Raw genomic sequence first — 15085 nt, 5'->3', positions numbered from 1 at the left:
TAAGAGAAAGTGATTTGTAGTATGAAAAGTTGGTTTTCCAATACATTTCCTGAATATAAAAAATTGCCCAAAAGCGGCAAATTTATGGCATGGCTGACTTTTGTGCAGGGCGTAGTTTGGTTGATTCTGGCATCAATTCAGAGTGTGCAAGGACTGATTAACAACATGGCATGGGCTGTGTTTTTTGGGATTTTACTTTTCATTTTGGGTGTGTTGGCGTTGTCTGCAGCATGGAATGCGTTTAAATTCCGTGAAATAGGTTTTAATAGAATGATATATGTGTACACGCCATGCTTGTTGCAAATAGTCTTTGTAGGAGAGGCATTTTCTTTTACGTATTATATAGAAAGTGTACTGCAATTATCATTTAGCCTTATAGTACATAAACTTACTGTCGGTATAAATTTTGCCGCTATTCTTTTTATTGTGCTGGCAGGACGCAATTGTCGTCATTTAAAAATGGTTTCCCAAAATACGGATAAAAATGTGGAGCCGTTAGAACAAGGACAAGAAACACAATCATGAAACCACTAGACCTTAATTTTATTTGTCAGACCCTCGGCCTTCCGATGCCGTCTGAAAATCAATCCGTTTCGCGTATTGTTACAGACAGCCGTGATATTCAGGACGGCGATGTATTTTTCGCGCTTGCCGGTGAGCGTTTTGACGCGCATGACTTTGTTGAAGATGTGTTGGCAGCGGGGGCAACGGCGGTTGTGGTTTCGCGCGAAGATTGCGCGGCTTTGAAAGGCGCGTTGAAGGTTGACGATACGCTTGCGGCTTTGCAAAAACTGGCGAAGGCGTGGCGTGAAAATGTGAATCCGTTTGTCTTTGGTATTACCGGCTCTTCCGGCAAAACGACGGTTAAAGAGATGTTGGCCGGCGTATTGCGTCATCGATTCGGTGATGAAGCTGTGTTGGCGACTGCCGGCAATTTCAACAATCATATTGGCTTGCCGCTGACTTTGTTGAAACTGAACGAAAAACACCGCTATGCCGTCATTGAAATGGGTATGAACCATTTTGGCGAATTGTCTTTGTTGACCCGAATCGCCGGTCCGAATGTTGCTCTGGTCAATAACGCTTTGCGCGCGCATGTCGGTTGCGGTTTTGATGGTGTCGGCGACATTGCCAAAGCCAAAAGTGAAATCTACGAAGGTTTGCTTTCAGACGGCATTGCGCTGATTCCGTGCGAAGATGCCAATATCGCTACATTTGAAGCCGCTACTGCGCAATTGAACGCTCAGACTTTCGGCGTTGCCAGTGGCGATGTCCATGCAGAAAATGTTGAGTTGAAACCGTTGTCTTGTACGTTTGATTTGGTGCGTGACAATGAACGTGTTGCCGTGGTACTACCAGTCCCCGGCCGTCACAATGTGCATAATGCCGTAGCAGCGGCGGCTCTGGCTTTGGCGGCAGGTTTGAGCCTTGCCGAAGTTTCAGACGGCCTGAAAAATTTCAGTAATATCAAAGGCCGTCTGAATATCAAGCAAGGCATTAAAGGCGCGACTTTGATTGACGATACTTATAATGCCAACCCTGACAGCATGAAAGCCGCTATTGATGTGCTCGCCGCTATGCCTGCGCCGCGTATTTTTGTGATGGGCGATATGGGCGAATTGGGTGAGGATGAGGCCGCAGCCATGCACGCCGAAGTCGGCGCGTACGCCCGCGACCAAGGCATCGAAGCGGCTTATTTTGTCGGCGACAACAGCGTCGAAGCGGCGGAAACATTTGGCGCGGAAGGTTTGTGGTTTGCAGACAAAGATCCTTTGATTCAAGTGTTGAGCCATGATTTGCCTGAACGCGCTACTGTATTGGTCAAAGGCTCGCGCTTTATGAAGATGGAAGAAGTGGTCGAGGTGTTGGCAACAACAACTGCGTAAAAGGCCGTCTGAAATATGAAAAAGATTTTACTATTGGCTGGTTTGCTGATTGCCGCGTTTTATGCTGGAATGAAAGTACAGGCATTTATTTATGAAGATACCTGCTTGGATTTGGGTGGCGGAAAGAATCCTGGAAACTATCCGATTTGCGTGGTAGAGAAATAATCTTACTCAACAAGGCCGTCTGCAATTTCAGACGGCATACCGATTTATTTTTAATTGGGCATAAGCCCGCTGTAACAACAAAAACAAAAAAGGAAGCCCCATGTTTTTATGGCTCGCACATTTCAGTAACTGGTTAACCGGTCTGAATATTTTTCAATACACCACATTTCGTGCCGTGATGGCGGCTTTGACTGCTTTGGCGTTTTCCCTATTGCTTGGTCCGTGGACCATCCGCAAACTGACTGCGCTTAAAGTAGGCCAAGCCGTCCGTACCGATGGCCCTCAAACCCACCTGATCAAAAACGGTACGCCAACCATGGGCGGATCGCTGATTTTGACCGCCATAACCGTGTCCACAATCTTGTGGGGCAACTGGGCAAATCCTTATATTTGGATTCTCTTAGGCGTCTTGCTTGCTACCGGCGCACTCGGTTTTTACGACGATTGGCGTAAAGTGGTTTATAAAGACCCTAACGGCGTGTCTGCCAAATTCAAAATGGTGTGGCAGTCCAGCGTTGCCATCATCGCCGGTTTAGCATTGTTCTACCTTGCTACAAATTCCGCCAACAATATCCTGATTGTTCCCTTCTTCAAACAAGTTGCCTTGCCGCTTGGCGTAGTCGGCTTCTTGGTATTGTCCTACCTGACCATCGTCGGCACATCCAATGCCGTTAACCTGACCGACGGATTGGACGGCTTAGCCGCATTCCCCGTTGTACTTGTCGCAGCCGGTCTTGCCATCTTTGCCTATGCCAGCGGCCACTCCCAATTTGCACAATACCTGCAATTGCCTTACGTTGCGGGCGCGAACGAAGTGGTGATTTTCTGTACCGCCATGTGTGGCGCGTGTCTCGGCTTTTTGTGGTTTAACGCCTATCCCGCGCAAGTCTTTATGGGCGACGTCGGCGCGCTCGCGCTTGGCGCGGCGCTTGGTACCGTTGCCGTCATCATCCGCCAAGAATTTGTCCTCGTCATTATGGGCGGTTTGTTTGTTGTTGAAGCCATTTCCGTTATGTTGCAAGTCGGTTGGTACAAACGCACCAAAAAACGCATCTTCCTGATGGCGCCGATTCATCACCATTACGAACAAAAAGGCTGGAAAGAAACCCAAGTCGTCGTCCGTTTCTGGATTATCACCATCGTCTTGGTGCTGATTGGTTTAAGTACCCTCAAAATCCGCTAAATCTCCAAAGGCCGTCTGAAACTTTCAGACGGCCATTATGTAAGGTAAGCATGCTTGCCTGAATCCTACGTCTCAAAATAAATCCCGTAATAATCCACACAGAAAGTCTCCAAACATGTACCAATCTTTTGGCGGCGCAACTGGTATCCGCACACTGACCGACCGTTTCTACGACTTGATGGAACTTGAGCCGCAATACCAAGCCTTACGCCAAATGCACGGCGAAGACATGACCCTGATACGCGAAAAGCTCTACGAATTTTTCAGCGGCTGGCTCGGCGGCCCGCAACTCTTTGTCGAAAAATACGGCCATCCCCAACTGCGAGCCCGCCACATGCCTTTTGCCGTCAACGTACAAGTCCGCAACGAATGGATCGCCTGCTTTGCCCAAGCCATGAGCGAACTGGACATCGATAAAGCACTTGCCGAGCCGGTTTTAATCCAAGTTTTTGCCATGGCAGATTGGTGCCGTAACCAAAACGAAGACGGTATCGAACCGCCTATGCCGCCGATGGCGGTCGATCCCGTAATCCGCATTCCCGAATTGAAAAACGTTTTAAAGCAGTATGGCGTGGATAGTTATTTTGAAGGTTGAGGTCGTCTGAAAAGTGATTGTGATAGCAAATGTAAAAATAGATTAATCATCATGATAAAGGGGGACTTTAAACTCAAATCATGAAAAGGTCGGATTCTGAATCCAGCCTACGGCTAAAACAAGAGGTAATATGGATGTTGTAGGAATAATGCTGATGTGGTTAGTTGGAATAGTCTTTTTTCCTATTATTGTGTACATCGTATGGAGAATTTATAAATATACGTGCACACTTCCTATAAAAGTGCAGCGAGGTATAGCAATTTTAATCATTGTTACCCCGTTAATTTTATATATGGGTATGTCGCAAATCGTAGATAAAGGATATTGCATTAGGGACAGAAAGTATTTTTCTGAATATTCAAAAGAAAAAATGGTTAATGATGCAATAATTTTGTTGATAAATAAGGGTTCAGATATTTCTTTGGGTGGGTATAAAAAAAATCAAGATTTTTCTAAAAATTCTGAGACTTTTGATATTGCTAATTTTAAATCATTTAATGATGATTGCTGTCATGTATATATAGGTGATATTAATGACGGTAGCGGTCCGGTTAAATATGTCTATAAATTCACTGGGAAATTTTATGGATATGTAATGTTGGAGTATTGGCAAATAAGGCCAAATTTTAAAATGTATGAAGAACAAAAGCGTGTTTATCAGAAAATTGAAAAAACAAGAAGCTATTATGGAGTGAGCCGTTGCGGAGAAGTTTTTGAAATTCCCAGTTATCTATATTTTTAAAATTGTGGAAAAGATATAAGAAAGGATAGTTATGTTGAGATTTCTACTTGGAATTAGTTTTTGTATAACATTATCAGCTTGCCAAACAGAAACTTTGGTAAAAGATATAAACATTTCGAAAAAACAGGAGTTGCATAATATGAATATGAATACTTATTTTGCTAAGAATACAAAAAAATTAGATGAGGTGATACAAATTCCTAGTGAGGGTGTTAAATCTATCGATGTATATGCTCTCTATGGATTTGTTGAATCATTTTCGCCCATTTCTACTGCTGAGCAAATTAAACAAAGAGTAGGGGAAGGTTTGGGTTATAAGGACTTATTTGGTACAAAATCTGTCCATTACCGTTTAGAACCAAAAGACTTTTCTCATTTTTTCTCTGGTTTTAATAGAATTAAAAGTACATTAAATCCTTATGATAAATTTGATTCAGTATATTTGATATTGATTGAAATTAAGTATAACACCCATTCTGTCCAAATACTTACTCGAGAGGCAGCAGCGGGAGAAGATTTTTTATTCAGTAAAATTATTAAGAATGATGAGAGATTTTTGATTTTATTGGATTCAAAAGGATTAAAAGAGTTATTTAACACGATCGATCCAAATCAAAATATCCTGAAATGATTAATTTAAGTTGGAGCTGTTTATGACAAGCGGTGTGGATTTTAATAAAAAAGGTTTTGTTGCCAGTGTGCAAAATGAGGAAACTTTTGGGAGAGTTTTAATAGAAAATAACGCTTACAATAATGAGACGAAAGAGTTTGATAAAACAAAAGTGAATGCTTTAATGCCTGCAGATTCGGATGATGTCAAAAAATTAGACTTGGCTTTGCAATATTTGCAGCAAAATGAAAAAGCTAATTCGTTGATTCAAAATGCTTCTGATATGGGTATTCATATCGTAATCTTTAAAGAGGGAGATAACACTTTTTATCCACTAAGACCCAATAATACTGATGGGATTATCTTTTGGAACCCTAATCAATCGGCAGAGATTTTTTCTGAAATTAATGGGAAAAAAGTTTCATTAGGAGTCCAATCTGCTGCTAATGTTTTGTTTCATGAGTTGGTTCATGCAACTGATCCTAATTTGGCAAAATCTGATGTTGAAATGGACAGTTATAACAAGCCTTTTGCATCAGATGACGTGAAACATAAATTTTATAACGCTCCTGAATATTTGGCTGTAACGATGTCCAACGAAATAGTCAGTAAATTTCATAATGAGCCAATAAGACCTGATTATATCGGTGATTCAATGTTTGTTTCTGTACCTAATCCCATCAATTCTCAAACCAATCATTACGACCAAGATGGCAACCTTATAGGTAAAACAGTCAAAACTTACGACGAAAAAAACGAAACTATCAAGACGGTAAATACTGATTATTTGCGTCAAGATGAACGTGGTTTGCCAGTGGAAAGTGAGACGGTCACTGATATAAATGGAGAGCCTGTCAAACAAATTCAAGATAAGTCCTCTTTCAACTATAATTTGCCTGACTGGAACAATTTGAACGGCAGTGATTTATACGCTGCAGTTTTGTCTGCGGACAGTAGTCAGTTGGATGCGTTGGGTAAAAGTCTGGCGCAGTCGGAAGAAGGTCAGCGTATGCTGAGGCAGGGAGAAAATCTGTTGGCTGAATATAAAGAACAGCAGGAATTGGAGCGGCAACAGGAGTTGGTACATTCAAGCCGGGCAATGGTCAGAACGCTTTAAATCCGTATATCAGGGAAGGTTTAAATGGACGATAAGAAATTTGATGAGGCTATAAAGGTGTTGGTAATGTTGCGGGCGGACGTTATCGAACAGGGGAAGAAAATTGATGGCCGAATTAATGAGCAACAGCGTGCTTTGTCGGAGGAGTCTGACCGGTTCAGACGACAGGTTGGTAATATAGTTGACAATGCAGGGAAGACTATCCGACAAGAAACTGAGCAGTCGTTGGGCTTAGCAAGTGAAGGGTATAAGAAGGCAGTTGATGAATTAAATCGTGAAGTGGGAAAACTCAATAAAATTATCAAAAGCTGGTATATCGGCATAGGCGTAGTATTAGTTATTGCTGTCATTATATTGTTTGTGGTGGTGCGATATACGGTTGTTGATTTGGCTGATAGGCGTGCGGAATTGGAGAGTTATGAACATGCCATTGAAACTGCCAAAGCATTTGCTGAGTCGGATGCCTACATATGTGAAGGGCGCATTTGTATCAATACAGGTAAAAATGTCGGTAACGGCTATCGTCAGGCAAAACCGAGAAAGAAATAAAACGTCGTCTGAAAAACTAGGATAAAACAGAAATAATAATTTGAAAGAAATGGATTTTAGAATGAATAAATTATTAAAAAAAATGATGGTAGCCCTGTTATCTTTGGGCTTGGTGCAGGCAGTTTGGGCTGATAATGTACCGGATTTTAAGAAAACGCTTCAAGCTGCAGAGCAAGGGTATGCTAAAGCCCAATTTAATTTGGGTTTGATGTACTACAATGGGCAAGGAGTTCGTCAGGACTATACACAGGCGGTGCAGTGGTATCGCAAGGCGGCAGAACAAGGGGATGCAAAAGCCCAATATAATTTGGGTGTGATGTACGACAATGGGCAAGGAGTTCGTCAAGATGATGCACAAGCGGTGCAGTGGTATCGCAAGGCGGCAGAACAAGGGTATGTAAAAGCCCAATATAATTTGGGTGTGATGTACGACAATGGGCAAGGAGTCCGTCAAGATGATGCACAGGCGGTGCAGTGGTATCGCAAGGCGGCAGAACAAGGGGATGCAGAAGCCCAATATAATTTGGGTGTGATGTATTACGATGGGCAAGGTGTCCGCAAAAACTATGTTGAAGCGGTCAAATGGTATCGCAAGGCGGCAGAACAAGGGTATGCTCAAGCCCAATATAATTTGGGTGTGATGTATTACGATGGGCAAGGTGTCCGCAAAGACTATGTTGAAGCGGTCAAATGGTATCGCAAGGCAGCAGAACAAGGGTATGCAAAAGCCCAATATAATTTGGGTGTGGCGTATGAAAAAGGTAAAGGAGTCCGTCAGGACTATACACAAGCAGTGCAGTGGTATCGCAAGGCGGCAGAGCAAGGGTATGCCGATGCCCAATCTAATTTGGGTGTGATGTATGAGGAAGGACAAGGAGCCAGTCAAGACTATGCACAGGCAGTGCAGTGGTATCGCAAGGCAGCAGAACAAGGGCTTGCAGAAGCCCAATATAATTTGGGTGTGATGTATGCCAAAGGAGAAGGTGTTCGTCAGAACTATAAGATCACCAAAGAGTGGTTTGGTAAGGCTTGTAATAATGGATTGCAACGAGGTTGCGATGCTTATCGCATATTAAATCAGGCAGGATATTGAATCCTTATTCAAAGGCCGTCTGAAAAAACTTAGGACAAAACCAAAATGACTTTTCAAAACAAAAAAATCCTCGTCGCCGGGCTTGGTGGCACGGGTATTTCCATGATTGCCTACCTGCGCAAAAACGGTGCGGAGGTTGCTGCGTATGATGCGGAGCTGAAAGCTGAGCGCGTGTCGCAAATCGGTAAGATGTTTGACGGGCTGGTGTTTTACACGGGTCGCATGAAAGATGCGCTGGATAACGGTTTCGATATTTTGGCGCTCAGTCCCGGCATCAGCGAGCGGCAGCCAGATATTGAAGCGTTCAAGCAAAACGGCGGGCGCGTGTTGGGCGACATCGAATTGCTGGCGGACATTGTGAACCGTCGTGGCGACAAAGTGATTGCGATTACCGGCAGCAACGGTAAAACCACAGTAACGAGCCTGGTGGGCTATCTCTGCATCAAGTGCGGGCTGGATACCGTTATCGCGGGCAATATCGGCACGCCGGTTTTGGAGGCGGAATTGCAGCGCGAAGGCAAAAAAGCGGACGTGTGGGTGTTGGAGCTTTCCAGCTTCCAATTGGAAAACACCGAAAGCCTGCGCCCGACTGCGGCGACGGTGCTGAACATTTCCGAAGACCATCTCGACCGCTACGACGACTTGCTCGACTATGCGCATACCAAGGATAAGATTTTCCGTGGCGATGGCGTGCAGGTTTTGAATGCGGACGACGTGTTCTGTCGTGCGATGAAACGGGCAGGGCGCGAGGTGAAATGGTTTTCTTTGGAACACGAAGCCGATTTTTGGTTGGAACGTGAGACAGGCCGCCTGAAACAAGGCAATGAAGATTTGATTGCCACGCAAGACATCCCGCTGCAAGGCTTGCACAATGCCGCCAATGTTATGGCTGCCGTGGCTTTGTGCGAGGCTGTCGGTTTGCCGCGCGAGGCATTGCTCGAACAAGTCAAAACCTTCCAAGGCCTGCCGCACCGAGTGGAAAAAATCGGCGAGAAAAACGGCGTGGTGTTTATCGACGACAGCAAAGGCACGAATGTCGGCGCGACCGCCGCCGCGATTGCCGGTTTGCAAAATCCGCTCTTCGTGATTTTGGGCGGCATGGGCAAAGGGCAGGACTTCACGCCCCTGCGCGACGCGCTTGTCGGCAAGGCAAAAGGCGTGTTCCTGATCGGCGTCGATGCTCCGCAAATCCGCCGCGATTTGGACGGCTGCGGCTTGAATATGACCGACTGCGCCACTTTGGAAGAAGCAGTTCAGACGGCATACGCCCAAGCCGAAGCGGGCGATATTGTGTTGCTCAGCCCTGCTTGTGCGAGCTTTGATATGTTCAAAGGCTATGCGCACCGTTCGGAAGTGTTTATCGAAGCGTTCAAAGCTTTGTAAGGCCGTCTGAAAGATGAAAGTCGGGTTGAAAATCGGCTTGTCGGCAGCTGTGCTTTTGGCTGTCGCCGCTTCAGTAGTTTGGTTTGCCGCGCCGATTCGTTCCACGACAACTGTTACCATGTCAAGTGAAGCGCCGTTGCCTGAAAATGCGGTTATCGACAGATTGGTCGTGTATAAAAGCAAACGCACCATGTCGGCGTACTCGCAAGGCAGGTTGCTGAAAACCTATCCTATTTCGTTGGGCAAGCAACCGGTCGGGCATAAACAGTTTGAAGGCGACGGCAAAACGCCCGAAGGAAAATACCGCATCAATGAGCGTAATCCCAATAGCGGCTACCATAAAAACCTCGGCGTTTCCTATCCCAACGAAGCCGACAAAGCCTACGCGGCGGCACAAGGCAAAAGCCCGGGCGGGTTGATTAAAATCCACGGCATGAAAAACGGCTGGGGTTTTATCGGTAAAAAACACCTGCAAAAAGACTGGACCAACGGCTGCATCGCGGTAACGGACGAAGAAGTCGACGAACTCTACCGCAGTGTAAAACACAACGCGGAAATTGAGATTCTGCCGTAAACCTTGTGCGCTATTGCCTCAAAGGTCGTCTGAAAACGTCAAGGTGGTTTCAGACGACCTTTTTGCAGCAACGATAAATTTGTTTCTTTTTCTTTATCCGGTGTTACTGTTTGAAATATAAGCCATATAAAAAATGATGAAGTTAACTCGAAAACTTTTGACTACAACTCCTTTTATCCTATTATTTGTTTTTTGGGGCTATAGTGAAATAGATACACGGTCTTGTCAGTATATAAACCTAAACAATGATTTTTTCCAATTTATAGATGATCTGTCAGAAGAACGTGTTAGAAAAATTAATAAGGAAAAGGGGTTGTTTGCGCCTGTTACATGGAACTATCCTACAAGGGATATATCTGTATATACGCTGTTAAAAGCTGAAATATTGGATAATCCATCTCCGTATGTTTGTGATGCGGCTTATGTTATTAAGTCCAAGGAGTTTGACCAATCCCAAAAAGCATACGCTATTATGTTGATGCATTTTGCTTCAATGAAAGATCATATCTACCTGTTGAAAACAGCCAATAAAGCTTATGAGGAGAAAATTATTACTGATAAAGAAGTGTTAGCGGAATTGCTGTATACCCCCGAACATATGGGTTACAGTACTAATGCAAAATATGTCTGGTTACCTGTATGGCGTAGAGAATTTATGAAACATGCCAATGAGGTATTGGATAAAGAACAAATTGATAGTATTCGATCAGGTAAAATTCTGTGGAGAGGATGGTAGTAAACATAGGTTGAGATCTTTGTAAAATTCCCTAAACTACCACCAAGACATTTAGCGGGCTTCTCCATGTGCATATTCTTTCAGTAAACTGCAACAACCCTGGAAGCTAAATACATTAAACGCTTTACCATGGCAGGTAGCTATGCCTGACTGACAAAACGTGTGTTTATCAATCCGAAAGGAAAACCCATGAATTTTCAAGACTACATCCGTTACGATGCCGTCGGTTTGGCAGAGCTGATCCGCAAAAAAGAAGTCTCCGCCGATGAAGTGTTGCAGGCTGCTTTAAACCGCTTGGACGAAGTCAATCCCAAGCTCAATCTGTTGGCGCACGATCTGCGCGAACGCGCGGCGGCGTGGCAGGGGTCGTCTGAAAATGCCGATACGCCGCTGGCGGGCGTACCGTTTTTGCTCAAAGACTTGCTGGCGGATTGGGAAGGCGCGCCGACATGGTCGGGTTCGCGTATGATGCAGCATTACATTGCCAAACAAAACAGCGATTTGACCCAAGCCTATCTCGATGCGGGGCTGCGCGTGTTCGGCAAAACCACTACGCCCGAATGGGGCTCGTATCCCGTTACCGAAACCGAAATTTACGGCATCACGCGCAATCCGTGGCATTTGGATTACACCGCGGGCGGCAGCAGCGGAGGCGCGGCGGCGGCAGTGGCTTCGGGCGTCGTACCCGCAGCGCACGGCAGCGACGGTGGCGGCTCCATTCGCTTACCCGCGCACAACTGCGGCGTGTTCGGGCTGAAACCCACGCGCGGCCGCAGCAGTTACGCGCCGAACGCATCGGAGGCATGGCAAGGTTTGGTATGCGACCATGTGTTGACCCGCAGCGTGCGCGACAGCGCGGTTTTGCTGGACATCGCCGCCCAAACCCAAGCCCGCGCCCTGTATGCCTGCCCGCCGCCGCCCGAAAACGGTTTTGCAGGCAGCCTGAAACTAGAAACAGGTCGTCTGAAAATCGCTTTTTGGAAACAGACATGGTTTGGCGGCGGTAACGACGAAGGCACGGAAGCCGCGTTCGCCCATAGTTTGAAACTGATGCAAGACGCGGGACACGAATTGGAAGAAGCCACGCCCGATTTCGCGCCGCCCGAACAGCTCAACCGCGCCGCCCGCATCATCGTCATGGGCGAAACGGCAAAACTGTTCTACCAATATCAATACGAAACCGGACAAAAACTACCGCACTGCCTGCTTGAACCGACAACGTGGGCAATGATTGTGCAGGGGCGGCAAATCAGTGCGGGAGAAATGGCATGGGCGCGCGACGTGATGCTGGCGCAGGAACGTGCCGCCAAAGCATTTTTCACACGCTACGACGTGTTGATGACGCCCGTCTGCCCGCGCACCACGCCGAAAATCGGCGAGATGATGCCGCCGCCCGCCGCACAAAAAGCCATGCGCCTGCTGTTTGGCACGCTGCGCTTGGGTTTTCTGTTGAAAAACAACCCGTTTTTAGAAAAAGAAGCCGCCGCCGCGCTGCAATACGTCGGTTATACGTCGCCGCTGAACATGAGCGGCAACCCCGCCATGAGCGTGCCGCTTTACCGGCATAACGAGCTGCCCGTCGGTACTCAGTTTGCCGCCGCTCACGGACGCGAAGACACGCTGCTCCGCCTTGCAGCGCAGTTGGAACAGATACAGCCGTGGGCGGAAATACCGCAGTTGGCTTAGGGTTTGTATTGGATAAAAAGTAGCCTATTTTTCTGAAGAAAAAATTTATAAAAGGCCGTCTGAGAACATAAAAGCGTTTTCAGACGGCCTTTTGCCGGTATCAAAGGGTAGGGGAGGGCGCAAAGAACGTCGGAATCCGGCATCTTTAAAGATTCTGAATTGTTGGTTTGGAAATAAACCTTTAAAATAACGTTAATTCATTTTTTCAGACGGCCTCTTGCCCATTAGCAGGCCGTCTGAATATTTTATTCAAGCCGTTACGGATGTTTTCATGATTAGTCTTTCCAAAATGCTTGACCGGCCGATTGCGCGCGATGGTCGGAAGTTTGATGTTTCTCTCTTGTGGATGGTCGTCTTAATGACGGTCTTCAGCCTGATTATGATTTATTCGGCTTCTATTGCGTATGCGGCATCGGAAGGGGGCAGTCAGTTTTCTTTTGTGTCTAAGCAGGCAATGTTTATCCTGTTTACGGTGGCTATATGCTTGCCGCTTTTCCTGCTGAAGATGAGCTTCTGGCGGCGGATTATTCCGTTTTATTTTGCTGTTTCGGGTTTGCTGTTGCTGCTGGTTTTGTTTGTCGGCCGCGAGATTAACGGCGCGACGCGCTGGATTCATATCGGACCGCTCAACTTGCAACCGACTGAATTTTTCAAATTGGCGACAGTCTTGTACTTGTCCAGCCTGTTTACGCGCCGTGAGGAAATGTTGCGCGATTTGGATTCTTTGGGTTGGTCGTCTTTGTTTACCGGTATTGGCGATTTGGTGTGCAGCCCTTTTAAAAGTGAAGCTTGGGTAAGGGTAAAGGAACGCTTCCGCAAGTTTAAGACCTTGATTCTGCCGATTATGTTGGTGGCGGTCGGTTTGGTTTTGATTATGGGTCAGCCGGACTTTGGCTCGTTTGTCGTGATTGTCGTAATTACCATGGGTATGCTGTTTTTGGCAGGTTTTCCGTGGAAGTATTTTGCCGTATTGGTGGCGACCGTTGTGAGCGGTATGGGCTTGCTGATTTTGGCTGCGCCTTACCGTATGGCGCGTGTGGCGGCGTTTTTGGACCCTTGGAGCGATCCTCTGGGTAAAGGCTATCAGCTGACACATTCCTTGATGGCGATTGCGCGCGGCGGCTGGTTTGGCGAGGGCTTGGGTGCGAGTTTGGAAAAACGTTTCTATCTGCCTGAAGCGCATACGGACTTTATTTTTGCCGTTATCGGTGAAGAATTTGGCTTTGTCGGGATGCTAGTTTTGGTGTTCTGCTACGGCTGGCTGGTGTGGCGCGCGTTTTCCATCGGCAAGCAGGCGCGTGATTCGGGCTTGATGTTCAGCGCGTACATTGCCAACGGTATCGGTATTTGGATTGGTATTCAAAGTTTCTTCAATATCGGTGTAAACATCGGTATCCTGCCTACTAAAGGCCTGACTTTGCCGTTTATGTCTTACGGTGGTTCGGCTGTCTTTATCATGCTGGTGTGCATTACTTTGTTATTGCGCATTGATTATGAAAACCGCCAAAAAATGCGCGGTTATTCGGTGGAGTAAAACCATGAGCGGTAAAACTTTTATGCTGATGGCCGGCGGTACGGGCGGTCATATTTTCCCTGCATTGGCGGTTGCCGAGTCGCTGCAAAAGCGCGGCCATCATGTGATTTGGCTGGGCAGTCAGGATTCGATGGAAGAGCGTATCGTGCCGCAATACGGCATACGCTTGGAAACGCTGGCTATTAAAGGTATCCGCGGCAATGGTATCAAGCGTAAGCTGATGTTGCCGTTTACGTTGTATAAAACCGTCCGCGCGGCGCAGCAGATTATTAAGAAACACCGTGTCGAGTGCGTTATCGGTTTTGGCGGTTTCGTTACTTTCCCCGGCGGCTTGGCGGCAAAAATTTCCGGTGTGCCGATTGTGATTCACGAGCAAAACGCCGTAGCCGGTTTGTCCAACCGCCAACTGTCGCGTTGGGCAAAACGTGTTCTGTATGCTTTCCCCAAAGCCTTTCAACATGAAGGCGGATTGGTGGGTAACCCTGTCCGTGCCGATATTGCGGCATTGCCTGTACCTGAAGAACGCTTTGAAAACCGTCAAGGCCGTCTGAAAGTTTTGGTGGTGGGCGGCAGTTTGGGTGCGGATGTGTTGAACAAAACCGTTCCGCAAGCTTTGGCATTATTGCCTGAGGCGGCCCGTCCGCAAATGTATCATCAGTCCGGCCGCAATAAATTGGGTAACCTGCAGGCGGATTATGATGCATTGGGTGTGCAAGCCGAGTGCGTCGAATTTATTACCGATATGGTATCCGCCTACCGCGATGCCGATTTGGTAATTTGCCGTGCCGGTGCGCTGACGATTGCCGAGTTGACGGCTGCCGGTTTGGGCGCATTGCTGGTGCCGTATCCTCACGCAGTGGACGACCATCAAACAGCCAATGCGCGCTTTATGGTGCAGGCTGAAGCTGGTTTACTGCTGCCGCAAACTCAACTGACGGCAGAAAAACTGGCCGAAATCCTCGGCGGATTAAACCGTGAAAAATGCCTGAAATGGGCGAAAAATGCCCGTACCTTGGCACTGCCGCACAGTGCGGACGATGTGGCGGAGGTCGCCATATCCTGTACCGAATAAGCAGGCAGACTTTGTTCAAGGCCGTCTGAAAAGTTGATTAACGGCGTTTCAGACGGCCTTTATTGCTTTTGTTAAAATTCCTTTACAATAAAAGCATAGCGCAGAAGCGGATAGCCCTTTAAAATAACGCTTTTACGCACTAAAAACCAACCGGAACGCA

Annotated in this window: 16 protein-coding genes; all 16 read left to right on the top strand. The window is 46.7% G+C overall.

Going from position 1 to position 15085, the window contains the following annotated elements; genetic code table 11:
- The first annotated feature begins 21 nt into the window (after window positions 1–21).
- Entirely contained in the window at window positions 22–525 is a 504-nt protein-coding gene (locus ACTHTK_RS04445) for a hypothetical protein (protein WP_070588003.1), read from the top strand.
- Window positions 522–1886: a UDP-N-acetylmuramoyl-tripeptide--D-alanyl-D-alanine ligase gene (locus ACTHTK_RS04440; RefSeq protein ID WP_440378408.1), complete on the top strand. Its 1365-nt coding sequence runs from the start codon at window positions 522–524 to the stop codon at window positions 1884–1886. The genes ACTHTK_RS04445 and ACTHTK_RS04440 overlap by 4 nt, the downstream gene beginning before the upstream one ends.
- A 15-nt stretch (window positions 1887–1901) precedes the next feature.
- Complete coding sequence (locus ACTHTK_RS04435) at window positions 1902–2051, top strand: hypothetical protein (RefSeq protein WP_003748282.1); 150 nt, start codon at window positions 1902–1904, stop codon at window positions 2049–2051.
- Window positions 2052–2151: 100 nt separating this feature from the next.
- Window positions 2152–3234: a phospho-N-acetylmuramoyl-pentapeptide-transferase gene (mraY, locus tag ACTHTK_RS04430; protein ID WP_004518887.1), complete on the top strand. Its 1083-nt coding sequence runs from the start codon at window positions 2152–2154 to the stop codon at window positions 3232–3234.
- Window positions 3235–3349: 115 nt separating this feature from the next.
- Window positions 3350–3829 carry a group II truncated hemoglobin gene (locus tag ACTHTK_RS04425; protein WP_107723754.1) on the top strand — a complete coding sequence of 160 codons (480 nt, stop codon included), beginning with the start codon at window positions 3350–3352 and terminating at the stop codon, window positions 3827–3829.
- Between the two features lie 130 nt (window positions 3830–3959).
- Window positions 3960–4571: a hypothetical protein gene (locus ACTHTK_RS04420; protein WP_107723753.1), complete on the top strand. Its 612-nt coding sequence runs from the start codon at window positions 3960–3962 to the stop codon at window positions 4569–4571.
- A gap of 139 nt (window positions 4572–4710) precedes the next feature.
- The gene (locus ACTHTK_RS04415; RefSeq protein WP_159068470.1) at window positions 4711–5202 is read left to right on the top strand and encodes a hypothetical protein; all 492 of its coding nucleotides are present in this window, start codon (window positions 4711–4713) and stop codon (window positions 5200–5202) included.
- A gap of 22 nt (window positions 5203–5224) precedes the next feature.
- A complete protein-coding gene (locus ACTHTK_RS04410; protein ID WP_107723751.1) occupies window positions 5225–6298 on the top strand; it encodes a hypothetical protein in 1074 nt (357 codons plus the stop codon).
- A gap of 24 nt (window positions 6299–6322) precedes the next feature.
- Window positions 6323–6847: a hypothetical protein gene (locus tag ACTHTK_RS04405; protein WP_440378407.1), complete on the top strand. Its 525-nt coding sequence runs from the start codon at window positions 6323–6325 to the stop codon at window positions 6845–6847.
- Between the two features lie 49 nt (window positions 6848–6896).
- A complete protein-coding gene (locus ACTHTK_RS04400) occupies window positions 6897–7940 on the top strand; it encodes an SEL1-like repeat protein (RefSeq protein ID WP_440379747.1) in 1044 nt (347 codons plus the stop codon).
- Between the two features lie 45 nt (window positions 7941–7985).
- Window positions 7986–9323 carry a UDP-N-acetylmuramoyl-L-alanine--D-glutamate ligase gene (gene murD, locus ACTHTK_RS04395; RefSeq protein WP_107723749.1) on the top strand — a complete coding sequence of 446 codons (1338 nt, stop codon included), beginning with the start codon at window positions 7986–7988 and terminating at the stop codon, window positions 9321–9323.
- A 13-nt stretch (window positions 9324–9336) separates the two neighbouring features.
- Complete coding sequence (locus ACTHTK_RS04390; protein WP_107723748.1) at window positions 9337–9897, top strand: L,D-transpeptidase family protein; 561 nt, start codon at window positions 9337–9339, stop codon at window positions 9895–9897.
- Window positions 9898–10030: 133 nt separating this feature from the next.
- On the top strand, window positions 10031–10633 hold the full coding sequence (locus tag ACTHTK_RS04385; protein WP_107723747.1) for a hypothetical protein: 603 nt from the start codon (window positions 10031–10033) through the stop codon (window positions 10631–10633).
- 189 nt (window positions 10634–10822) lie between these two features.
- Window positions 10823–12319 (top strand): amidase, encoded by a 1497-nt coding sequence (locus tag ACTHTK_RS04380; protein ID WP_440378406.1) that lies wholly within the window; start codon window positions 10823–10825, stop codon window positions 12317–12319.
- Between the two features lie 271 nt (window positions 12320–12590).
- Window positions 12591–13853 (top strand): FtsW/RodA/SpoVE family cell cycle protein, encoded by a 1263-nt coding sequence (locus ACTHTK_RS04375; RefSeq protein ID WP_107723745.1) that lies wholly within the window; start codon window positions 12591–12593, stop codon window positions 13851–13853.
- Window positions 13854–13857: 4 nt separating this feature from the next.
- The gene (gene murG, locus ACTHTK_RS04370) at window positions 13858–14925 is read left to right on the top strand and encodes an undecaprenyldiphospho-muramoylpentapeptide beta-N-acetylglucosaminyltransferase (RefSeq protein ID WP_063069305.1); all 1068 of its coding nucleotides are present in this window, start codon (window positions 13858–13860) and stop codon (window positions 14923–14925) included.
- Window positions 14926–15085: the final 160 nt, after the last annotated feature.

The organism is Neisseria sp. P0006.S009 (assembly GCF_051962915.1).
Lineage (GTDB): Bacteria > Pseudomonadota > Gammaproteobacteria > Burkholderiales > Neisseriaceae > Neisseria > Neisseria subflava_E.
Note: the sequence above shows the minus strand (reverse complement) of the source record. Positions and strands in the feature narration are given on the sequence as shown.

Bases quoted from the DNA above. Each gene is read 5' to 3' on its own strand.
- ACTHTK_RS04445 (WP_070588003.1), top strand. From the start codon at position 22: ATGAAAAGTTGGTTTTCCAATACATTTCCTGAATATAAAAAATTGCCC.
- ACTHTK_RS04440 (WP_440378408.1), top strand. From the start codon at position 522: ATGAAACCACTAGACCTTAATTTTATTTGTCAGACCCTCGGCCTTCCG.
- ACTHTK_RS04435 (WP_003748282.1), top strand. From the start codon at position 1,902: ATGAAAAAGATTTTACTATTGGCTGGTTTGCTGATTGCCGCGTTTTAT.
- mraY (WP_004518887.1), top strand. From the start codon at position 2,152: ATGTTTTTATGGCTCGCACATTTCAGTAACTGGTTAACCGGTCTGAAT.
- ACTHTK_RS04425 (WP_107723754.1), top strand. From the start codon at position 3,350: ATGTACCAATCTTTTGGCGGCGCAACTGGTATCCGCACACTGACCGAC.
- ACTHTK_RS04420 (WP_107723753.1), top strand. From the start codon at position 3,960: ATGGATGTTGTAGGAATAATGCTGATGTGGTTAGTTGGAATAGTCTTT.
- ACTHTK_RS04415 (WP_159068470.1), top strand. From the start codon at position 4,711: ATGAATATGAATACTTATTTTGCTAAGAATACAAAAAAATTAGATGAG.
- ACTHTK_RS04410 (WP_107723751.1), top strand. From the start codon at position 5,225: ATGACAAGCGGTGTGGATTTTAATAAAAAAGGTTTTGTTGCCAGTGTG.
- ACTHTK_RS04405 (WP_440378407.1), top strand. From the start codon at position 6,323: ATGGACGATAAGAAATTTGATGAGGCTATAAAGGTGTTGGTAATGTTG.
- ACTHTK_RS04400 (WP_440379747.1), top strand. From the start codon at position 6,897: ATGGATTTTAGAATGAATAAATTATTAAAAAAAATGATGGTAGCCCTG.
- murD (WP_107723749.1), top strand. From the start codon at position 7,986: ATGACTTTTCAAAACAAAAAAATCCTCGTCGCCGGGCTTGGTGGCACG.
- ACTHTK_RS04390 (WP_107723748.1), top strand. From the start codon at position 9,337: ATGAAAGTCGGGTTGAAAATCGGCTTGTCGGCAGCTGTGCTTTTGGCT.
- ACTHTK_RS04385 (WP_107723747.1), top strand. From the start codon at position 10,031: ATGATGAAGTTAACTCGAAAACTTTTGACTACAACTCCTTTTATCCTA.
- ACTHTK_RS04380 (WP_440378406.1), top strand. From the start codon at position 10,823: ATGAATTTTCAAGACTACATCCGTTACGATGCCGTCGGTTTGGCAGAG.
- ACTHTK_RS04375 (WP_107723745.1), top strand. From the start codon at position 12,591: ATGATTAGTCTTTCCAAAATGCTTGACCGGCCGATTGCGCGCGATGGT.
- murG (WP_063069305.1), top strand. From the start codon at position 13,858: ATGAGCGGTAAAACTTTTATGCTGATGGCCGGCGGTACGGGCGGTCAT.